We start from the raw sequence: 21,455 nt of genomic DNA, 5'->3' as shown, positions 1-21,455 counted from the left end.
ATCACACCTTGCATCCCCGGACGTAAAACCCGCACCGAGCCCATCCGGTATGACATGCGCAGATACAAACGACGCAACCGCATCGAAATCATGTTCGGTCGTCTGAAAGACTGGCGACGCGTTGCCACGCGTTATGATCGGTGCCCGAACGTCTTCCTCTCCGCCATAGCCCTCGCCGCTACAGTGCTCTTTTGGCTATGAGTCCTGAGCCTAGCGAGCAAACTTTACTAGAATTACGAATGGAAGATCTACTTCCTGCAGAAACAGTTGAAAATTTAAGGAAATCTTTCGGAAACAGCTTCGACACCCTGCAGCCGGAAGAAAGAATAATACTTGCCACTGCAGCTTTAGAAATAACAGTTTCACATTCTAGGGTAATGTCGCTTTGCGACCTGCATGCAACTGATCTTACTCGGATGCTCCAAAATCTTGTCCAAAACAATTTTCTAATCAAAAGCGGGAACGGCCGAGGCACGAACTATCGCCTTCCTTGGGTCAATCTACCGGACCCTGATACCGCTTTTTCTACGGATAGCGACACTAGAACCCCTAACCATGGGAGCTTTACCTCCAAACCATTGGAGCTCCCAACCCAACCATCGGAGCTAGTACCATTACCAACGGACCTCGCTAACGATAACTCCGAAGGTTTGGCACAAACCCAAAGACAAGGACGTACGATAGAGGGCCTAGATCACCCCATTATCCATAATCTCAACGAGATAGATGCTGCGCTACTGACCGAATTATCTCAAATAGCTGGTGAGCTAGGCGGTGCTGGCAAAGTGCCACAGGCGCGCATGCGAAGCGTAATATCGAAGCTTTGTTCTGGACGATACCTGACTTTGAAGGTGCTTGCAGAGTTATTAGAACGTGAAGAAACATATCTTCGTCAGTCACACCTAAGTCCAATGGCTGAACAAGGAGTGCTTACTCGTGCCTTCCCTCAGAAACCTAACGATCCACGACAAGCATATCTCGGTAAAGAAATTGATAGCTATACCCCGTAATTAATGGGACTCGTGAGAACTTTAAAAAAAGCCCCCTCGGATCACTCCGAGGGGGCTTCTTCATTTCAACACTAGCCGCGTTGAGCCTTAGCTTACTCAACCGCCACACGGTCCGCATATTCTTCGATCTGGTCGAAGTTCATGTAGCGGTACACTTCATCAGCGTTCTCGTTGATGACGCCCATTTCGGCCATGTATTCGGCCACGGTCGGCAGGCGGCCGATCTTGGAAGCCACAGCCGCCAGTTCGGCAGACGACAGATAGACATTCGAGCCCTTGCCCAGACGGTTGGGGAAGTTGCGGGTCGAGGTCGAAACCACGGTCGCGCCTTCCTTCACCTGTGCCTGGTTACCCATGCACAGCGAGCAGCCCGGCATTTCCATACGGGCACCGGCACCGCCGAGGGTCGAGTAGTGACCTTCCTTGGTCAGTTCCGAGGCGTCCATCTTGGTCGGCGGGGCAACCCACAGACGGGTCGGGATGTCCTTCTTGCCCTTCAGCAGCAGCGAGGCTGCGCGGAAGTGGCCGATATTGGTCATGCACGAACCGATGAAGACTTCATCGATCGGGGTGTTCTGCACGTCCGACAGCAGGCGGGCATCGTCCGGATCGTTCGGGGCGCACAGGATCGGTTCGTTGATCTCGGCCAGATCGATTTCGATGACGTGCGCATATTCGGCGTCGGCATCGGCTTCGAGCAGGTTCGGATTGGCCAGCCAGGCTTCCATGGCGTCGATACGGCGCTGCAGGGTGCGGGCATCCTGATAGCCGTCGGCGATCATGTTCTTCATCAGCACGATATTCGAGGTCATGTACTCGATGATCGGCTCTTTGTTCAGCTTGACGGTGCAACCGGCAGCCGAACGCTCGGCCGAGGCGTCTGTCAGTTCGAACGCTTGTTCGACCTTCAGGTTCGGTAGGCCCTCGATTTCAAGGATGCGGCCCGAGAAGGCGTTGATCTTGCCCGCCTTGGCCACGGTCAGCAGACCCGACTTGATGGCGTAGTAAGGGATGGCGTGAACCAGATCGCGCAGGGTGATACCCGGCTGCATTTCGCCCTTGAAGCGCACAAGGATCGATTCCGGCATATCCAGCGGCATGACGCCGGTGGCTGCACCAAAGGCCACCAGACCCGAGCCAGCGGGGAACGAGATACCGATAGGGAAGCGGGTGTGGCTGTCGCCGCCGGTGCCGACAGTGTCCGGCAACAGCAGGCGGTTCAGCCACGAGTGGATCACGCCGTCGCCCGGACGTAAGGCAACGCCGCCACGGTTCGAGATGAAGTTCGGCAGTTCGCGGTGCGTCTTGACGTCAACCGGCTTCGGATAGGCGGCGGTGTGGCAGAAGGACTGCATCACCATGTCAGCCGAGAAGCCGAGGCAGGCGAGATCTTTCAGCTCGTCGCGGGTCATCGGACCGGTGGTGTCTTGCGAGCCGACCGTGGTCATGCGCGGTTCGCAATAGGTGCCCGGACGGATGCCGGTGCCTTCGGGCATACCGCAGGCGCGGCCAACCATCTTCTGAGCGACGGTATAGCCCTTGCCGGTGTCTTGCGGCGTGACCGGCAGGCGGAACTCGGTCGACGGGGCCAGACCCAGCGCTTCACGAGCGCGGGCGGTCAAGGAGCGACCGATGATCAGGTTGATACGGCCACCGGCTTGAACTTCGTCCAGCAGGACCTGCGACTTCAGTTCGAAGGTCGAGACGGTTTCGCCGTCCTTGGTGATCTTGCCTTCGTACGGATAGATGTCGATGACATCGCCCATGTTCAGGCTGGTAACGTCGACTTCGATCGGCAGGGCGCCAGAATCTTCTTGGGTGTTGAAGAAGATTGGAGCGATCTTGCCGCCCAAGGTCACGCCGCCGAAACGCTTGTTCGGCACGAACGGGATGTCTTGGCCGGTCGCCCAGATCACCGAGTTGGTGGCCGACTTACGCGAAGAGCCGGTGCCGACAACGTCACCGACATAGGCAACCAGATGGCCCTTGGCCTTCAGGTCTTCGATGAACTGCATCGGGCCGCGCACGCCGTCCTGCTCGGGCGTGATGCCTTCGCGGGCGTTTTTCAGCATGGCCAGATAGTGCAGCGGGATATCCGGACGCGACCAGGCATCCGGTGCCGGCGACAGGTCGTCCGTATTGGTTTCGCCGGTGACCTTGAAGACGGTGACGGTGATCTTGTCGGCAACCTTGTCGCGCGAGGTGAACCACTCGGCAGCGGCCCACGATTCCAGCACGCCCTGCGCATTGGCTGCGCCCGGCTGCTTGCCCGACTTGGCCAGCTCGGCAACGTCGTGGAAGAAGTCGAACATCAGCAGGGTCTTCTTCAGACCTTCGGCAGCGACCTTACCGACCGCTTCGTCGTTCAGCAGGTCGATCAGCGGCTTGACGTTGTAACCGCCGACCATGGTGCCCAGAAGCTCGGTCGCACGTTCGCGCGACAGCGACGGGACAGCAAAGTCACCATGCGCCACAGCCGACAGGAACGACGCCTTGACCTTGGCCGCATCGTCCACGCCCGGCGGCACACGATAGGTCAGCAGGTCCAGCAGTTCTTCGGACGAAGCCTCTACGCCCGGAGCCTTGATCAGTTCGATCAGCTCGGCGGTTTGCTGGGCCGACAGCGGCAGGGGCGGAATACCCAGAGCAGCGCGTTCGGCAACGTGTTCACGATAGTTTTGCAGCATCAGTGATGACCCGTTTCTAAATCCCCGGCGGCGTGTGAGGAGGGCCGCCAAATAAATATGCGAGGCCTTTCCCACATAAAGAATAGGGTCGCAATAGAAGGGCCGTGCCTGCACCTGTGATCTCAGACGTAAGTCTTGACCCGCTCAGTCCAGTTTCAGGGCCTCGGCCAGAAGGCGGGCCTCTGCGGCGCGGCTGGAACCGGAACGCCATGCCACCACGATCTCGCGATGGGGGCCATTTTCGGAGATCGGGCGCACCACAACGCCCGGATTGTCGGCAAGGCCCGCATTCACCGCCATCTGCGGCAGGAAACTGACCCCCAGTCCCGACGACACCATCTGTACCAGTGTCGGCAGGGTGGTGGCGGCAAACACATCGTCACCGCGCGGGGCCTCGATATTGATCGCGGCCAGTGCCTGATCGCGCAGGCAGTGGCCGTCTTCCAGCAGGATCAGGTCTTCGGATTTCAGCATGCCTTGCGGGATCGGGCCTGTTCCGGCCAGCGGGTGGCCTTTGGGAGCCGCCGCCACGATCTCGTCATCGGCAATATGGGCGTGGTCGATACCCGGCGCGTCATAGGGCAAGGCGATTACCGCCGCGTCCAGCTGTCCAGCCTTCAGGCCTGCAATCAGCTTGGGCGTCAAATCCTCGCGGATATACAGGCGCAGGGCAGGGTGCTGCTCGCGCAGGCTGCCCAGCTTCTGCGGCAACAGATAGGGCGCAACCGTCGGGATGACCCCTAGACGGAAACGGCCTGACAGGGGCTTGCCTGCATTGCGTGCCGCCTCGACCAGATCCTCGGTGCGCGCCAGTACATCCTCGGCGCGCTTGACCGCCTCGGCCCCGACAGCCGTCAAAAGGACGGCGCCGCGCGTGCGCTCGACCACAGGGGCCCCCAGTATGCGCTCTAACTCCTGAACCCCGGACGACAGAGCCGGCTGGCTGACATGGGCGGCCTCTGCGGCACGGCTAAACGAGCCATGCTCGGCAAGGAGCTTGAGATACTGGAGCTGTCGCAGGGATGGGAGCATAGAGCCGACATAGGGTTTCATCGGCCTAAGATCAAAATTCATTATGATAAAAAGGAAGGGGCCCCTTCATCAGAAGAAGCCCCTGTCCTGCCTTTAGGCTTTCAGATCAAAGCGATCTGCGTTCATCACCTTGGTCCAGACGGCAACGAAGTCCCGAACGAACTTCTCCTTGTTGTCGTCCTGCGCATAGACCTCGGCATAGGAACGCAGGATCGAGTTGGAACCAAACACCAGATCAACGCGCGAGGCGGTGTACTTGGTTTGACCCGAGGCCCGCTCGCGGATGTCATAGCTGTTCTTGCCGGTCGGAACCCACGCATAGGCCATGTCGGTCAGCGTCACGAAGAAGTCGTTCGTCAGCGCGCCGAGGCGGCTTGTGAACTGACCCGCCTTGTCACCACCGAAATTGGTGCCCAGTACGCGCATACCGCCGACCAGAACCGTCATCTCGACCGCTGTCAGACCCAGAAGCTGGGCGCGGTCCAGAAGCATTTCTTCCGGCATGACGATCTCCGAGAACTGGCCCAGATAGTTGCGGAAGCCATCATGCTTCGGCTCCAACACATCGAACGATGCCGCATCGGTTTGCTCAGGCGTAGCATCGCCGCGACCGGCCGCAAACGGTACCGCCACATTGAAACCACCGGCCTTGATCGCATTCTCCAGACCGACATTGCCACCCAGAACGATCACATCCGCCACGCTGGCACCGGTTGCCGCCGCAATCCCTTCCAGAGCCGACAGCACACGGGCCAGACGATCCGGCTCGTTGGCGGCCCAGTTTTTTTGCGGAGCCAGACGGATACGGGCACCATTGGCACCGCCACGCATGTCAGAACCACGATAGGTGCGGGCGCTGTCCCATGCCGTGTTGATCAGGTCGGTATCCGACAGACCGGACGCGGCAATCGAGGCCTTCACAGCCGAGACGTCATAGGCGCTATTGCCGGCCGGAACAGGGTCCTGCCAGACCATATCCTCTTGCGGCGCATCGGGACCGATATAACGCGACTTTGGCCCCATATCGCGGTGCGTCAGCTTGAACCATGCACGGGCAAAGGTCTCCGAGAAGCCCGCAAAATCGTTCATGAAACGCTGCGAGATTTCGCGGTAGATCGGATCAACCTTCAGCGCCATATCGGCGTCTGTCATCATCGGGATGGTCCGGATCGACGGGTCTTCGACATCAACCGGCTTGTCCTGCTCGGCAATAGTGATCGGTGCCCATTGCGAAGCCCCCGCCGGACTGTGGGTCAGCGTCCATTCGTGCTTGAACAGCATTTCGAAGAAGCCGTTGTCCCAGACCGTCGGATGCGTGGTCCACGCGCCTTCAATGCCCGAAACCACAGTGTCACGACCAATGCCGCGGCCCTTGGTGTTGAACCAGCCCATGCCTTGCGCTTCGGGATCGGCATTTTCGGGATCGGGGCTGAGGTTCGAGGCATCACCATTGCCGTGCGACTTGCCGATGGTGTGTCCACCGGCGGTCAGGGCAACGGTTTCCTCGTCATCCATACCCATGCGAGCAAAGGTTTCACGCATCATGGCCGCCGTGGCCAACGGATCGGACTTACCGTTGACGCCCTCGGGGTTCACATAGATCAGGCCCATCTGGACAGCGGCCAGCGGGTTCTCCAGCGACTTGGCGTCCTTCACATCGACATAACGCTCGTCGGACGGTGCCAGCCATTGCTGCTCGTCGCCCCAATAGATGTCTTTTTCCGGATGCCAGATGTCCTCGCGGCCAAACGAGAAGCCAAAGGTCTTCAGGCCCGCCACGTCATAGGCAATCGTCCCCGCATAGGAGATCAGGTCGGCCCATGAGAGCTTGTTGCCGTATTTCTTCTTGATCGGCCACAACAGACGGCGGCCCTTGTCGGTATTGACGTTGTCCGGCCACGAGTTCAGCGGTGCAAAGCGCTGGTTGCCGGTGCCGTTACCGCCACGGCCATCGGTGTTGCGGTATGAACCGGCAGCGTGCCACGACACACGCGCCATCATGCCGACATAGGATCCCCAGTCCGCCGGCCACCAATCCTGACTGGTAGTCATCAGCGCCCGCAGGTCGGCCTTGAGGGCTTCAACGTCCAGCTTTTTGACTTCCTCGCGATAGTTGAAATTCGCGCCCAGCGGATTGGTCTTGGTGTCGTGCTGGGACAGGATGTCGAGGTTCAGTGCATTGGGCCAGAACACCTGGGCGGCGGTCGTCGCCTTGGTCGCCGCGCCATGCATCACAGGGCATTTACCTGCGGATTTATCGCCTTGAGTCATTCATGAAGCCCTATCTGAAATACGCGGTTGGTGACCCGTCACAGGTGTTGTGGTCCGCTGTCCGCGCAGGATGCCGACGGTAAGTGCCGCCCGCCCTGCTCGAGATCAGATCCTGGACCGAACGCCTCTGGCTTGATCGATGATGTGACCCTAGGCACAGGTTTCAAGAAAGCAAAATCGATTAAATCGTTCACAACTAGTAGAAAAATCTATGCACTAACGCTGCAATGCAAAACTACGCATGGTGCACAACGCCTCGATGCGCCAAAGGCCCCATTCAGAATGTTGTTTTTAATATATAAGCTAGTTTTATAGTTAGAAGCAAAATCATTGATTTGACTTCGCGACTGCGAAAGGCCATCTGAGGGGCCTGTGAGCATGCCGGTTGCGGCGCGCTTCACCTCACATTCTTTTTACGTATGGAGTTCCAGCTATGTTGGGCGTCGGTCAAAAACTTCCCGATTTCAAAATCACTGGCGTTAAGCCGGGCTTCAACAGCCACGAAGAAAACGGTGTCTCGGCTTTCGAAGCCCTGAACCAAGACTCGTTCGAAGGTAAGTGGAAGGTCATCTTCTTCTACCCGAAGGACTTCACCTTCGTTTGCCCGACCGAAATCGCGGCCTTCGCCAAGCTGGGCCGTGAATTCGAAGACCGCGACACCGTGGTTCTGGGCGGTTCGACCGACAACGAGTTCACCAAGCTGGCCTGGCGCCGTGATCACGCCGATCTGGACAAGCTGCCGATCTGGCAGTTCGCTGACTGCGGTGGCAAGTTCGCTCGCGAACTGGGCATCCTGGACGAAGAAAACGGCGTCGCCCTGCGCGCAACCTTCGTGGTTGACCCGCACAACGTCGTGCAACACGTCTATGTCACCAACCTGAACGTCGGCCGTTCGCCGGAAGACACCCTGCGCGTTGTTGACGCCCTGCAAACCGACGAACTGTGCGCTTGCAACCGTCCGGTTGGCGGCGACACCCTGGCGGCCTAAGGCCAGAACAGGATTACCGGCCGCATGAGTATGGTCGGGTCTACCTGCCGGTAACGGCAGGATCCTTCAGAGAGGCGGCGGCGGGTGACTGTCGCCGCCTTTTTGTTATCTTGCTGGCTGAGTGTTCCAGACGTTCTTTTCTTCACGGAGTCCTTCCCATGTCCCTCGACGCCCTACGTGACCTGATCCCGTCCTATGCCAAGGACATCTCTCTGAACCTGTCCTCGCTGGCCAATGAGACCATTCTGACCGACCAGCAGAAATGGGGTTGCTACCTCGCTTCGGCCCACGCCATCGGCGTGCCGCAAGTGGTCAAGCTGATCGAGGCGCAGGCCGCTACGGTCCTGACCCCCGAAGCCATGAACGCGGCCAAGGCGGCTGCGGCCATCATGGGCATGACCAATATCTATTACCGCTCGCTGCATCTGGTGAAGAACCCGGAATACACCACCCTGCCGGCCAAGCTGCGCATGAACGTGCTGGCCAATCCGGGTGTCGACAAGCTGGACTTCGAACTGTGGGCGACCGCGGTATCTGCCATTAATGGCTGTGGTGCCTGCCTGGATGCCCACGAAGCCGAGCTGCGCAAGCACGGCATGAGCAATGTTCAGGTGCAAGCCGCCCTGCGTATCGGTGCCGTGGTTCACGCCGCCAGCCGCGTTGTCGGCTCGGCCATCGCCGCTGCCGAATAAGACAAGGCCTTTTACGGCCAAAAGAAAGGGGTCGGTTCCTGTCGGAGCCGACCCCTTTTCTGTTAGGCCCGAGCGGTTTAGGCCCGGTTGGCCTGAAGTGCCGGCTCTGAACCTTCGCTGGTCGCCACCATCTCGCGCATCATTTCCAGAACCAGTTTCTGCTGGCGCGGATTGAGACGTGGGGCCAGTTGGCTGATCTCGATGCTTTGGCGTGTCATCGGGAAATCATGGACGAAGGCTTCTGCGCCCTCCTCGGCCATGCCCTGACGTGCCGCCAGTCCATCAAAGAAATAGCTCACATCGACGCTGAAAAAGCGCGCAATGTCCCAGAGCTTGGATGCCGAAATACGGTTGGCACCCTTTTCGTATTTTTGGATCTGCTGAAATGTCAGCCCCAAAGCACGCCCCAGATCACTCTGATTATATCCCAGAGCAATCCGTTTTTCGCATACCTTTCGACCGACATGGCGATCTACTGGATGCGGCCCGCTCTCCCCCGCGCCTTTGACCATGCAGCAACTCTCTCAATACTGTGGAGCTTAACACATGCTGTGCATCGCAGATAATGTCACTCCAAATTTGACAAACTTGCCTAGTTTGCGACGCTTTTCGAACCCTTTGCAAGGTAAGCGGGAACGTCTTCTTACATTCCCGCGCCTTTGACTTGGCGTTGACGCCAAATACCCCCGCCCGTGAAAATATAGGCAAGACTTAGCGTAGCCATCAGAATCCAGTACGGAATTTGGCCCCACATACCAAAAGGCGTCACAGCCAGTGGTTTTGAAAGCCATACATCTACAGCTTTGGCCTCGCCGCTGCCGATCCGGCTGCCCGCGACGACACGTCCCAGAGGGTCAATCATCGCACTGACACCGGTGGGGGTTGCCCGCGCCATCGGAAGGCCGGTCTCGATCGCACGATAAGAGGCCAGATTCAGATGCTGTAAGGGGCCGGATGTCTGGCCGAACCATGCATCATTGGACACATTGGCGATCCATGCCGGACGCGTAGTCGGCCCGCCAGCGGTAAAGCCGGGGAACAGGCTCTCGTAACAAACCAGAGGCTGAACCTGCGGCAAGCCCGGGATCGACATCGGCGCGGGACTTGGCCCTGCCGAAAGGTCTGCGGGCATCTGGACCAGAGAGCGCACACCGATCGACCCCATAAGATCTCCCAGAGGCAGATATTCGCCAAACGGCACCAGCCGGTGCTTGTCATAGATGGCGTCGATCCGCAGCCCCTCGCTCCCCAGAGCTGTCAGAGCAAACAGCGAGTTGAAATACTGGACGTCCTGACCCGGTACGACATCGGCGCGGCTCAGCCCCGCCAGCAGGACCTGTCCTTGTTTCAAGGAGGCTGCAATGGCGCGCGCATCCTCGCGAGCAAAGACATTATTGGCCAGATCGGGCAGGGCGCTTTCGGGCCAGATCACCACATCGGGCGTGCGCGCCGAAGCCTGGGCCGTCAGCGCCAGATAGCGTTGCAGGATGTCGTTATAATAGTCCTCGGACCACTTGTTCTCCTGCGCGACATTGGCCTGCACAATACGAACCATCGTGTTTGAAGGCTGAATCTGGGTGGTGGCCAGCCGATAGCTGCCAAAGCCGAACAGGGCCGCCAGAAGCGCCACGCCACATCCGGCCACCATCCACGCCTTGCGATCCTTGGCCGCCAGCATCAGCGGGCCAAAGCAACAGGCCGCCAGCAGCGTCACCAGCCCCAGACCATAGACACCCGTTACAGATGCAAATTGCGATGGAGCCGACCCGGCCATCCAGCTGGCCCCCACAGGGTTCCACGGAAAGCCCGTCAGCACATGGCCACGCAGCCATTCAAAGCCGCTGAAACAGGCCACAAACAACAGGATGCGGGCAGCCCCGCGAGGCTTTAGCGCGCGATAGAGCGCCGTCGCCCCGCCCACAAACAGGCCAATCCCTGCGGGCAATAGGCTGGCGGCAAACGGGGCCATCCACGCCTGCGCCGGATTAACGAGGAAGGCCTCGGCCACCCACCAGCAACCGATAAGGAAATAGGCAAAGCCGAACAGCCAGCCCATCCAGAAGCCACCGCGCACGCGCCTTGAGCGTTCTGCCAGCAGCATCAGCACCGGATAGCCGAGCAGGCCGATCCAGATATTGAACGGAGGATGCGCCAGACCTGCCAGAAGGCCCGCCGCCAGTGCCAGACCGATGCGGCCCCAGCGATTATCCAATGACCTGTCCCACACCCGCATCATCCTGTGCTTAGCCCCGCTCGCCCGCATAGGGGTCGGCTATGCCAAGACTGGCGAGAATCTCGCGCTCCTCGGCTTCCATCTGTTCGGCCTCTTCGTCCTCGACATGGTCGCGCCCCAGAAGGTGCAACACCCCATGAACCACCAGATGCGACAGGTGATCTTTCAGGGTCTTGCCCTGTGCCTTGGCTTCCTCGACGCAGTATTCCAGCCCCAGCACCACATCACCGAGGTGCGGGAAGGCGCTTTCGGCCGCCGGAAACGACAACACATTGGTGGGGCGATCCTTGTCGCGAAAACGCGCATTCAGGTCCTGAACGGCCGCATCATCGGCCAGCAGCACCACCACATCGCCCTCGACCGAGCCCTGTGCCTTGGTGGCAGCGGCGTCCACCACCGCCTCTACGTCAGCAAGTACTGTGTTCCAGCCCTCGGCTTCGATCTCGATCTCGATCATGCCTCTTCAGGCTCCAACTCGTTAAACGGACGGTTGCGTGCCGCATCACCGTCATAGGCCCGTACAATGCGCTCGACGAGGGCATGGCGCACCACGTCCTCGGCCTTGAACTGGTGGATACCCACGCCCTCGACCCCGTTCAGAAGACGCAAGGCATGGGCAAGGCCGCTGTCACGCGGATTCATCAAATCGATCTGGCTGGGATCGCCCGTGACCACCATCTTGGCCCCTTCGCCTAGACGGGTCAGGACCATTTTCATCTGCATGCGCGACGTGTTCTGTGCCTCGTCGACAATAACAAAGGCGTGGCTGAGGGTACGGCCTCGCATGAAGGCGATAGGGGCCGCTTCGATCTCGCCCTTCTCGCGGCGGCGTGCCACATCGTCCGCGCCCAAAATCTCGTTCAGCGCTTCCCAGATCGGGGCCAGATAGGGGTCGACCTTCTCGTTCAGATCGCCCGGCAGGAAGCCCAGCTTTTCGCCCGCCTCCACGGCAGGACGGGTGATGACCAGACGGTCCACCTGACCGCGCTTCAGCAATGACGCCCCGTAGGCCGCCGCCAGAAACGTCTTGCCAGTCCCCGCAGGGCCAACCCCGAAGGTCAGCTCACAGCGACCCAGAAGTTCCAGGTACTTGGCTTGCGAGGCGGTCTTGGGCGCGATCGCCCCGCGACGCCCCACCGGCAGAGCCGCAGCTTCTGGCACTGTACGCCCTTGACCGGGTCGCGGCATTTTTACCGCCTGACCCAGTGCGGCACGGATATCGGCCTCGGACACTTCGGTGCCGCGATCGGCCAGAATGGCAAGGTTTTCGACCACACGCTTGGCCTGCGCACGGTCACGCGATGCGCCATTGATCGACACACCGCCACCGGGGGTCTCGATCAGGACTTTGAAAGCATCTTCGATCAGCGCCATATGACGGCTGCCCGAACCGATGACGGCACGAAGCGCCTTGTCGCTCAGGGACAGAAACTCGGACTCGCGCGCCATCATTTTTCCTTTCGATCCATCACCGATACCTAACGGCCTGCATCGCGATTGGATCAGTTTTTCCGTTGCAGACATGGCAACCGGCCAAGCCCTGCGGGGTCCAGCCTGCCGCATGTGGCCGGTGTCAGAGATGACAAATCCGGCGTCTAGCGCCCTACAGACCCCGCCATGGCGCGGATAGGGCCTTAGCCCTCATCCTTGGCCACATCGCGCTCGCGACGATAGATCAGACCTTCACGCTCGCTGGGTTCCACACCCGGAATCCGGTGGCCGTAAAGCTCCAGCTTGTGGCCCACCAGTTCATAGCCCAGCTTGCGGGCGATCTCGTTTTTCAGATTCTCGATTTCAGCATCGAAAAACTCGATCACATCACCGGTCTTGGTGTCGATCAGATGGTCGTGGTGGTCATCGCCCGCTTCTTCATAGCGGCTGCGGCCATCACCGAAATCGTGCTTTTCGACCACGCCGGCTTCTTCGAACAGGCGCACAGTACGATAGACCGTGGCAATCGAAATATGCGGGTCAATAGCCGAAGCGCGGCGGTACAGCTCCTCGACATCGGGGTGATCCAGGGCATTCGAAAGAACACGCGCAATCACGCGACGTTGTTCGGTCATCCGCATGCCACGATCGGCGCAAAGTTTTTCTATCCGGTCCATGTGCGCAAGATAGGTCGGACTGGCGATTTTTGGAAGCTATTGAAGAAAGTTCAGGACCATCACCAGCGCGTGCTCCAAACTTCCGTCCGTACGCGTGTAATAGTTCTTTCTCAAACCGACCTGCTCAAAGCCGCACGCCCGATAAAGCCCTATAGCGGCAAGGTTATTTTCGGCCACTTCCAGAAACATCCGTTGGGCCCCCAGAATGCGGGTGGCCACGATGGCCTGCTCGACCAAGTGGCGCGCCAGACCCTGACGACGGCACGCGGGCCGCACCCCAATGGTCAGTATCTCGGCCTCGTCGGCCACCGTGCGCGTCAGGATAAATCCGCGCTCGTCGCCCAGCACCGAAACACCAGTGCTGTCCAGCAATTGGGCAAAGGCGGCCTTTTCCCATGGCGCATCAAAAGCCTCGGCATGGATCGCCGCCAACTGGTCCGGCGACAGGGTAGGGCCGTCCATTAGGCAGGGGCCGCGCGCGGTTGTCCCGGCAGGCGCGTGGGCGGCGTCGCGTCGGGCGCGCGCAAATAGAGCGGCTTGGGCGGATGGCCCTGCGCATCCAGTGTCGCGGTCAGCAGGGCCAGCGCCTCGGCCTTCGGCGCGGACAGAGGATAGAGGCGGGCTTTTTCCAACCGCGTTTCATGGGCCAGCAAAACCTCAATTCCCGAACCGGCCAGAGCCACATCGCAGTCAGGAACAAGTTCAAGGATTTTGGCGGCCGCATCATGGATCGCCAGAGCCTGTGCCTCGTCCACGGCCACGCCGTCCTTGAACACGCGCATATAGACCTGACCACGACGGGCATCGATGGCAGCGACAACCCAGCCCTCGGCGGGTACCGAAGCGGCCAGTCCGTCCAGCGTCGAAATCCCGACAACCGCGCAATCCAGCGCAGCTCCCAAACCCAGAGCAAAGCTCAAACCCACACGCAGGCCGGTAAAGCTGCCCGGCCCCACAGTCACGCCGATACGCTCGACGCCTTCAAAGCCGCCTGCATCACGCGATGCATCGCGGGCAAAACCGCCCAGATGTTCCTGATGGCCCTTGGTCATGTCCTGTTGGCGTATGCCAAGACCCTCGACGTGACCGCTCTCAACGCGAAAGCTTCCAGCGAGACAGGTGCCGAGGGACGTATCAATGACCATGAGTTTCATGGTCCTGTCCTAGCGCCCCCGTCAGGTCTGCGCCAGAGTCTGTACGATATGGGCCACCGAGCGGCGCACCGCCCTGTCATGTATGCGTCCGAAATTTTGCACCAGTATGCGCCCCTCCAAGGGAACGGCACCGACAGGCGAGGGCGCTTCATCAGGGGCCTGTCGGGGAAAGAAGTCGGCAATCTCGCACTCTAGTACGGTGGCCAGCTCAAATAGACGCCCCGCCGACAAACGGTTCTGTCCGCCCTCGTATTTCTGGATTTGCTGAAAACTAAGGCCCAGCGCCTTGGCCAGTGCCGTCTGGCTCAGACCTCTCTGCTGGCGGATCGCTGCCACGGATCGTCCGACCCACTGATCCACCTCTCCGCACTGGCGTGACATTCGCATCCCCTCAAGATTGCAACACAAACGTTGCACAACCCAAGGTATGATACAACGTTTTTGTTTCAGTCTGGCTCTAGGCGGGCGGTGACGGCCGAGACCTCTGAAATATCGCGCCATGGAAACTGCGTTTCAGCGCCCGCAGCATTGGCCAGAACAGCACCCCGATCATCCGATCCCTGCCACAGACCCAGATGAAGACGACCATCCTGCATTTGCACAACCGCCCCGCCGCCGCGTTTGGGCTGTCGGCCTCTTTCATATTCTATGATCGTGCCCAGATCCGCCCAAGGGCCCATATCGTCCGTATCCAGACGATAGCGTTCACGCCGGATGGTCCGCGATGGCGCAGGCTCGAAATCGCGCCCGTACGACCGAACCCCCGATCCGTCAGTTGCGGGGGGCGGGGTAGGCGAGGGGGCTGCCTCGGCCAGCAGCATCAGGTCTTCGGGTGTGGCATCCAGTGCCGCGGTCAGGCGTTTTTGCATATCGGGACGAAACAGGCCCGCGCGACGTCCGGCTTCATACAGGCTCCAGCCCTGACTGGTCATGCCGATACGGGCCCCCGCCTCAGCCTGGCTCAAGCCACGCTCGCGCCGCAACCTGCCCAGAGCCTCGCCAATCCGTATTGCTGCTTCGTGTTCGCTCATGGTTCGAGACTGACACCTAAAAACCGGCGTTACGAGAGGTTTCATGTGAAACATTAAGAGCCCGCAGCCCTTGAAGTCCGCTCCGAGAAGCCGCATCTGGCAATCATGTTCATCCAGACCGAACCCACGCCGAACCCGAACACGCTCAAATTCCTGCCGGGACGCGATGTCTCGCCGCTGGCAGTTGTCGAGTATCGCACGATCGACGAGGCCGCCGCCTCGCCTCTGGCCGAAGCCCTGTTCGAACTGGCCGGGGTCGAGGGCGTGATGTTCGGTGCCGACTATGTGTCGGTGACCCGCGATGTTCGCGGTCCCGACTGGTCGGAAATGAAGGCGCCGATCCTGTCGGTCATCATGGATCACTTCGTCGCCAACCAAGAACTGTTCCGTGACGCGCCCGTATCGGAAGGCCATGCCGACGATCAGGACGACGAGATCGTCGCCGAGATCAAAGCCCTGCTGGACAGCCGTATCCGCCCGGCCGTGGCGCAGGATGGTGGCGACATCCTGTTTGACAGTTTCGACCACGACACCGGCATTGTGAAACTGCGTATGCGCGGGGCCTGTTCGGGTTGCCCGTCATCGTCGGCAACCCTCAAATCGGGTGTCGAGCAGATGCTGCGCCACTATGTGCCCGAAGTGAATGCGGTCGAGCAGGTCCTCTAGGAGCTGCCTGACTACCCCCTAGGCCACATCCTCGATATCGGCGTCCGTCATTTCGGCAGGCACGATTGTCACCGGCAGTTTACGCCCCTCGACGCCTACGCCCTGCTTCAAGACCGCCGATACCAGCGGCCCCGGTCCGCGTGAACCGGACGCCGCGGCCAGAACCAGTATCTTGATGTCAGGGTCTTCGGCGGCAGCGCGTCTTATCGCCGCCAGCGGATCACCCTCGGCAATCAGAAACACCGGCGCATGGCCCGAGCGCTCCATCACCGCATCACTGAGACGCGCCAGCAAGGCCTCGGCCTCCTCGCGGTTCTGACGGCGGATTTCATCGCGCACACCCGACCAGTGCTCGTCCGTGGCTGCGGGCGTCACGCGCAACAATACCACCCGCCCTCCGGTAGAGCGCGCCCGCTGCGAGGCATAGCCCAGAGCCGCATTCATCTCGGGTGTATCGTCTACAACGACCAGAAATTTCCGGATCAACCCGTCGCTCCGCCAGTGGTTCAATACTCCAGCTAAACCAAAGCCTGCCCCTGCGCCAACCCCCATCACGGCCTCGTTAGCGGACAGAAAAAAGGGCGGCCCCGTCAGGAGCCGCCCCGTTTCCTCAAGTCACAGTCCTGTTCAGGCTGCGCTGGCGATCACTTCGCGGATTGCCGAGTTGGCAATCGTCAGCTTGGCGAAGGTCCAGCCCGCACCCGAGCTTTCGATTTCGTCCACCGAAGAGCGCAGGGCTACCACGACCGGCAGACGATCACCGATCCAGCTGTCCACGGCCGCTTCGGCACTGGCTTCGCTGGTCGAGACGCTTTCGCTGATCGAAGCGGCCACAGCGCGGGTCAGCTGTTGCTGTTCGGTCATCAGGTCCTGAATCAGGCGACGCACGGCCAGACGGTCGAAATGGTCACCCGACGCAATCGAACCCGCAGCAACACGCAGACGGTCAAAGTCGAACGCCGCACCCACCTGGTGGTACAGGCGTGCCATGGCCGGTGCGCTCCAAGCCATTTCCGTAGCCAGATCACCGATATCGGCCGTGGCCACCATCGGACGCAGCATGGCAATACCGCGTGCCAGAGCTTCCGGAGCGCCCAGACCCACAAAGGTTGCCACACGGCTCTCGTAGCGGTCCTGCTCGTAGCGCGACAGCACGTCCGGACCTGCGGCACGCAGGGTGTCGGCTGCCGGTTGGTAAGCGGCGATCATGCCGCCGACCGTCGTTTCGGTGCGGGCCGCGCGACGGGCCAGCCAGTAGGTCTGGCGACGCAGGACCAGCGCGATCTCGCGATAGAGGGCCGTCTGGGCCTCTGCCGGAATCTTGAGGTCCAGAGCCGACACATCGTTCCAGGCCTGATCCAGACGGAAGACCTGACGGGCGGTTTCAAACGCCGTGACCATCGCCGCCGTGTCACATTCCGCCGCCGCACGCAGACGGTCGGGGAAGGTGGCACCGGCCATGTTGACGATCTCGTTCGACAACACGGTAGCGATGATGTCGCGACGCAGGCGGTGACCCTTCATGTCTTCTTCGAACTTCGCCAGTGGGGCCGGGAAGTAGTGCACCAGCAGGCGCTCGAAGAAGGCATCGTCCGGTGCCGAAGAGCCGACGATGCCGTCGAACAGTTCCAGCTTGGAATAGGCCGTCAGAACCGCCAGTTCCGGACGGGTCAGGGCCGTGCCTTGCAGCTTCATCTCGGCGATGCGGGCATCGTCCGGCAGATATTCCACGGCACGGTTAAGCTTACCGAGCGAGGTCAGGTGCTGCATGAAGTTCTGCTGGGCTTCCAGCGCCGCAGCGCCTTCGGCCTGTTGCAGGGTCACGGCCAGTGTCTGGTCGTAGTTGTGCGCCAGAACCTTGTCGGCCACTTCGTCGGTCATCGACTTGAGCAGCGCATTGCGGTCCTCGGCCTTCAGGTGGCCCGACGCGATGGCACCACCGGTGAGGATCTTGATGTTGACCTCGTGGTCCGAGCTGTCGACGCCTGCCGAGTTGTCGATGGCGTCGGTGTTCAGGCGGGTGCCAGCACGGGCAGCCTCGATACGACCCAGCTGGGTCATGCCGAGGTTTGCACCTTCGCCGGCAACCTGTGCGCGGACATCGCCACCATTGATGCGGATGGCATCATTGGCCTTGTCGCCGACCTGGGCATTGGTTTCGCCTGCACCCTTGATGTAGGTGCCGATGCCGCCGAAATACAGCAACTCTGCACGGGCCTTGAGGATGGCCTGCATCAGGGTGACCGGATCGACCGTGTCGGCCTCGATATCCAGCATCGCCTTGATCTGCGGGGTCAGGGTGATCGTCTTGGCCGAGCGCGAGAACACACCGCCGCCTTCCGAGATCAGACCCTTGTCATAGTCCTGCCAGCTGGTGCGCGGGGTGTTGAACAGACGGCTGCGCTCTTCCCACGACACGGCCGGATCCGGGTTCGGATCAAGGAAGATGTCGCGGTGGTCGAACGCCGCCACCAGCTTGATGGCCTTGGACAACAGCATACCATTGCCGAACACGTCGCCCGACATGTCGCCCACACCGACAACCGTAAACGGCTGGGTCTGGATGTCCTTGCCGGTCTCGCGGAAGTGGCGCTTGACCGCTTCCCATGCACCGCGTGCGGTGATGCCCATTTCCTTGTGGTCGTAACCGGCCGAGCCGCCCGAGGCGAAGGCATCGTCCAGCCAGAAGCCGAACGACTGCGACACGCCATTGGCGATGTCCGAGAAGGTCGCGGTGCCCTTGTCGGCAGCAACCACCAGATAGGGGTCGTCACCTTCCCAGGCGATGACGTTTTCAGGACGCACCGGCGCGCCTTCGCCAACAATATTGTCGGTGATGTCCAGCATACCCGACAGGAAGGTCTTGTAGGCACGAATCGCTTCGGCCTGCATGGCGTCGCGGTCACCGCCCACCGGCAGTTGCTTCGGATAGAAGCCGCCCTTGGAGCCGACCGGCACGATGACCGAGTTCTTGACCTGCTGGGCCTTTACCAGACCCAGAACCTCGGTGCGGAAATCGTCGCGACGATCCGACCAGCGCAGACCGCCGCGGGCCACCGGACCAAAGCGCAGGTGCGCGCCCTCGACATGCGGTGCCCAGACGAAGATTTCGCGGAACGGCTTGGGCAACGGCATTTCCTCGATCTCGCGCGGGGCGATCTTGATCGAGATGTGCGGTTTGCCCTGATAGAAGTTGGTGCGCTTCACGGCACCGACCAGATCGGCAATGCGGCGCAAGGCGCGATCATGGTCCAGGCTGGCCACGTCCTGAAGCAGGGTGGCGATGGTCTTTTGGACCCCGGCCACATCGGCTTCACGCGAAGCGGCTTCACCGCCCTTGGCCGGATCGAACTTGGTCGAGAACAGCGACAGGATGGCACGCGAGACTTGCGGATATTCGCGCAGGGCCACTTCCTGAACCGACTGCGACGGGTCCAGACCCGTCTGCTGGCGATATCGGGCCAGTGTGCGGATCAGGGCCACTTCGCGCCAGTCGATACCCAGTTCCAGCACCAGACGGTTGAAGCCGTCGCTTTCGGTACGGCCATTCCACACGGCCGCAAAAGCCGCTTCGAACGGAGCCTGAATATCGGCAAAGTCGAGCTTCTCGCCACGCGGGTCTTCCAGCAGGAAGTCGTGGATATAGATCGGGTCATCGCCTTGCGGGCGCACGACGTGATCGGATTCTTCCAGCGTCTTGAGGCCCATATCGGCCAGGATCGGCAGGACATCCGACAGCGGCACAGCCGAACCGCGGCGATACAGCTTGAAGCGGAATTGCAGCGAGGTTTCCGCCTCGGTGCGGAAGGCACGCACGGCCACCGGCTCGGCGGCGATACCGTCAGCAGGCGAGCCGTCGTTCAGACGGTCGAACTGGCCCAGATCAGCCACGGCTTCTGCGGCGTCGTAACGGTCACGATAACCGGCGCCATAGCTCTCGGCCCATTTGGCGCTGGTCGGACCAACAGCCACGTCATCGACATCGGCAGCGCGCAGCGCGCTTTCAAAACGATCAACCCACGAACGACCGGCCTCGGCGACAGCCGCTTCCAGAGCCTTGGCATCCGGCGTCGGGTGGGCCCCCGGCGTCACGCCGATGATATAGTGGACGCGGGTCAGCGGCTGGTCCGACAGTTGCGGATACCATGCCGAAACGCGGCCGCCCCAGGCCTCGGCCAGAATCTCGCCGATGCGCGCCCGCAAGGTAGCGTCGAAACGCTCGCGCGGGATGAAGGCCAGCACCGAGACAAAGCGGTCGAACGGATCAAGGCGGGTGAACAGGCTGATACGCGGGCGGTCATACAGGTGCAGAATGCCCAGCGCCGTATCCAGCAGTTCGTCTTCCGAAATCTGGAACAGTTCGTCGCGCGGATAGTTTTCGAGGATGTTTTTCAGGCGCTTGTAGTTGTGGCTGCCCTCGGCCTTGCCCGCGCGGTGCAGCGCATTGGCGACCTTGCGACGGATCAGCGGCACTTCCTTGGCCATCTTGTCATAGGCTTCGGCCGTAAACAGGCCCACGAAGCGGGTCTCGCCCACGGCGCGGCCCTGCGCGTCGTAGCGTTTGACACCGATATAATCCATCACGGCACGGCGATGCACACGCGAGCGCAGGTTGGACTTGGCCACCGTCACCGGATCGCTGTGGTCCATCTGCTGCTTCATGGCAGGCGTCAGAACCGCCGGCTCCGAAGCACGGCGCAGCACGCGGCGCTCGGGATCGCTGAGGATACCCATGCCGCTTTCGTTTTCGCTCATCGGCGCTTCGGCCTGAAGCTCGCCATTGGTGCCGACGGGGAAGTCGTAGTCACGCGCACCGAGGAAGACGAAGTGGTCGCTCTTGACCCAGCGCAGGAAGGCGATGTTTTCCTCGCGCACGGCCGGATCGATACGCTCCGAAGTGTCGGCCTCGAGGCGACCAATGGCGCTCTTCATGGCTTCAACCATGCGGCCATGGTCCTGAACAGCCAGACGCACATCGGCCATGGCCGAGGCCAGACCCTCACCCAGAACGTCGCGGCGCTCTTGCGGCAGGGGATCGATAATCAGGATGATCAGCGAGTCACGACGACCCGCCTCCATCTCTATAACCGGATGGTAGAAAGCACGGACCGTCACGCCGGCATCGGCCAGTTCGCCCAGCACACTGTCCACAAGGAAGGGGGCGTCATCCTGAAGGATCAGGACCTGGTCATAGCCCGTTGCGCGGCCATCAAAGCCGTTCAGCGGTCCGACCGTGACGAAGGCCGGCGATCCGGCTTCGCGCTTGCTGGACTGTTGCCATGCCTGGTTGAGCAGGACGGCCAGATCCTTCAGACCGACTTCGGGTGTTTCGTCCGCTTCGTAATCTTCAATCACCTGTTCCAGCAGGGATGTTTGCACCGCCCCCGGCGGGCCTGCAGCAACCTCGGAGAAGGCTTTCAAAAGCGCCTCCAGATTGGCCTGACCGGCGGAAGCAGTACGCGAAGCGGCTGACATAATAGGTTCTCGTCAAACGGGGCCACACAGGCCACCAGATCAGGTCACCTTAGCGCCATGCGTGCCTATGCCTAGTGGGCTTTTGGCCCATATCTCTGTGTGCAGCGC

19 protein-coding genes are annotated in these 21,455 nt (G+C 60.8%); 5 read left to right on the top strand and 14 right to left on the bottom strand.

Annotated features, from left to right (window positions below; all coding sequences use genetic code 11):
• Together RSB01_RS03785 and RSB01_RS03780 are read left to right on the top strand one after the other, a co-directional pair.
• On the top strand, nucleotides 1-201 hold a 201-nt coding region (locus RSB01_RS03785; RefSeq protein ID WP_332625083.1), incomplete at its 5' end, for a transposase.
• Nucleotides 202-239: 38 nt separating this feature from the next.
• The gene (locus RSB01_RS03780; protein ID WP_332619427.1) at nucleotides 240-1,010 is read left to right on the top strand and encodes a hypothetical protein; all 771 of its coding nucleotides are present in this window, start codon (nucleotides 240-242) and stop codon (nucleotides 1,008-1,010) included.
• Between the two features lie 92 nt (nucleotides 1,011-1,102).
• On the opposite strand, the gene acnB is transcribed toward RSB01_RS03780, so the two are convergent.
• The 3 genes from acnB to katG all read right to left on the bottom strand — a co-directional run bounded on the left by acnB (nucleotide 1,103) and on the right by katG (nucleotide 7,000).
• The gene (acnB, locus tag RSB01_RS03775; RefSeq protein ID WP_332619428.1) at nucleotides 1,103-3,697 is read right to left on the bottom strand and encodes a bifunctional aconitate hydratase 2/2-methylisocitrate dehydratase; all 2,595 of its coding nucleotides are present in this window, start codon (nucleotides 3,695-3,697) and stop codon (nucleotides 1,103-1,105) included.
• Between the two features lie 144 nt (nucleotides 3,698-3,841).
• Nucleotides 3,842-4,729 (bottom strand): hydrogen peroxide-inducible genes activator, encoded by an 888-nt coding sequence (locus RSB01_RS03770; protein WP_332590854.1) that lies wholly within the window; start codon nucleotides 4,727-4,729, stop codon nucleotides 3,842-3,844.
• A 93-nt stretch (nucleotides 4,730-4,822) separates the two neighbouring features.
• Entirely contained in the window at nucleotides 4,823-7,000 is a 2,178-nt protein-coding gene (gene katG / locus RSB01_RS03765; RefSeq protein WP_332590853.1) for a catalase/peroxidase HPI, read from the bottom strand.
• Nucleotides 7,001-7,433: 433 nt separating this feature from the next.
• Between katG and RSB01_RS03760 the strand changes: the two genes are divergently transcribed.
• A complete protein-coding gene (locus tag RSB01_RS03760; RefSeq protein WP_332590852.1) occupies nucleotides 7,434-7,988 on the top strand; it encodes a peroxiredoxin in 555 nt (184 codons plus the stop codon).
• 158 nt (nucleotides 7,989-8,146) lie between these two features.
• Nucleotides 8,147-8,680: a carboxymuconolactone decarboxylase family protein gene (locus RSB01_RS03755; RefSeq protein WP_332590851.1), complete on the top strand. Its 534-nt coding sequence runs from the start codon at nucleotides 8,147-8,149 to the stop codon at nucleotides 8,678-8,680.
• Between the two features lie 77 nt (nucleotides 8,681-8,757).
• On the opposite strand, the gene RSB01_RS03750 is transcribed toward RSB01_RS03755, so the two are convergent.
• The 9 genes from RSB01_RS03750 to RSB01_RS03710 form a co-directional block, all read right to left on the bottom strand.
• Nucleotides 8,758-9,192: a helix-turn-helix transcriptional regulator gene (locus RSB01_RS03750; protein ID WP_332590850.1), complete on the bottom strand. Its 435-nt coding sequence runs from the start codon at nucleotides 9,190-9,192 to the stop codon at nucleotides 8,758-8,760.
• 131 nt (nucleotides 9,193-9,323) lie between these two features.
• On the bottom strand, nucleotides 9,324-10,892 hold the full coding sequence (gene lnt, locus RSB01_RS03745) for an apolipoprotein N-acyltransferase (protein ID WP_332590849.1): 1,569 nt from the start codon (nucleotides 10,890-10,892) through the stop codon (nucleotides 9,324-9,326).
• Between the two features lie 31 nt (nucleotides 10,893-10,923).
• The gene (gene ybeY / locus RSB01_RS03740) at nucleotides 10,924-11,370 is read right to left on the bottom strand and encodes an rRNA maturation RNase YbeY (protein ID WP_332590848.1); all 447 of its coding nucleotides are present in this window, start codon (nucleotides 11,368-11,370) and stop codon (nucleotides 10,924-10,926) included.
• On the bottom strand, nucleotides 11,367-12,362 hold the full coding sequence (locus tag RSB01_RS03735; RefSeq protein ID WP_332590847.1) for a PhoH family protein: 996 nt from the start codon (nucleotides 12,360-12,362) through the stop codon (nucleotides 11,367-11,369). The genes ybeY and RSB01_RS03735 overlap by 4 nt, the downstream gene beginning before the upstream one ends.
• A 185-nt stretch (nucleotides 12,363-12,547) precedes the next feature.
• On the bottom strand, nucleotides 12,548-13,021 hold the full coding sequence (locus RSB01_RS03730; protein ID WP_332619430.1) for a Fur family transcriptional regulator: 474 nt from the start codon (nucleotides 13,019-13,021) through the stop codon (nucleotides 12,548-12,550).
• 36 nt (nucleotides 13,022-13,057) lie between these two features.
• Nucleotides 13,058-13,483 carry a ribosomal protein S18-alanine N-acetyltransferase gene (gene rimI, locus RSB01_RS03725; RefSeq protein WP_332591351.1) on the bottom strand — a complete coding sequence of 142 codons (426 nt, stop codon included), beginning with the start codon at nucleotides 13,481-13,483 and terminating at the stop codon, nucleotides 13,058-13,060.
• Nucleotides 13,483-14,175 carry a tRNA (adenosine(37)-N6)-threonylcarbamoyltransferase complex dimerization subunit type 1 TsaB gene (gene tsaB, locus RSB01_RS03720; protein WP_332619431.1) on the bottom strand — a complete coding sequence of 231 codons (693 nt, stop codon included), beginning with the start codon at nucleotides 14,173-14,175 and terminating at the stop codon, nucleotides 13,483-13,485. The genes rimI and tsaB overlap by 1 nt, the downstream gene beginning before the upstream one ends.
• A 21-nt stretch (nucleotides 14,176-14,196) precedes the next feature.
• Nucleotides 14,197-14,556, bottom strand: coding sequence for a helix-turn-helix transcriptional regulator (locus tag RSB01_RS03715; protein WP_332591349.1), 360 nt, complete (start codon nucleotides 14,554-14,556; stop codon nucleotides 14,197-14,199).
• A 65-nt stretch (nucleotides 14,557-14,621) separates the two neighbouring features.
• Nucleotides 14,622-15,206, bottom strand: a complete 585-nt coding sequence (locus RSB01_RS03710; RefSeq protein WP_332591348.1) for a helix-turn-helix transcriptional regulator — start codon at nucleotides 15,204-15,206, stop codon at nucleotides 14,622-14,624.
• Between the two features lie 105 nt (nucleotides 15,207-15,311).
• Here RSB01_RS03710 and RSB01_RS03705 point away from each other — a divergent pair, with 105 nt between their 5' ends.
• Nucleotides 15,312-15,872, top strand: coding sequence for a NifU family protein (locus tag RSB01_RS03705; protein ID WP_332591347.1), 561 nt, complete (start codon nucleotides 15,312-15,314; stop codon nucleotides 15,870-15,872).
• Nucleotides 15,873-15,890: 18 nt separating this feature from the next.
• On the opposite strand, the gene RSB01_RS03700 is transcribed toward RSB01_RS03705, so the two are convergent.
• Both RSB01_RS03700 and RSB01_RS03695 read right to left on the bottom strand, forming a co-directional pair.
• Nucleotides 15,891-16,358: a universal stress protein gene (locus tag RSB01_RS03700; protein WP_332591346.1), complete on the bottom strand. Its 468-nt coding sequence runs from the start codon at nucleotides 16,356-16,358 to the stop codon at nucleotides 15,891-15,893.
• A gap of 141 nt (nucleotides 16,359-16,499) precedes the next feature.
• On the bottom strand, nucleotides 16,500-21,347 hold the full coding sequence (locus tag RSB01_RS03695; protein ID WP_332619432.1) for an NAD-glutamate dehydrogenase: 4,848 nt from the start codon (nucleotides 21,345-21,347) through the stop codon (nucleotides 16,500-16,502).
• Between the last annotated feature and the right edge of the window lie 108 nt (nucleotides 21,348-21,455).

The organism is Brevundimonas sp., assembly GCF_036659295.1.
In the GTDB taxonomy this organism is placed as follows: Bacteria; Pseudomonadota; Alphaproteobacteria; order Caulobacterales; family Caulobacteraceae; genus Brevundimonas.
The sequence above is the reverse complement of the archived record's forward strand: the minus strand, read 5'-3'. Positions and strand labels throughout refer to the sequence as shown.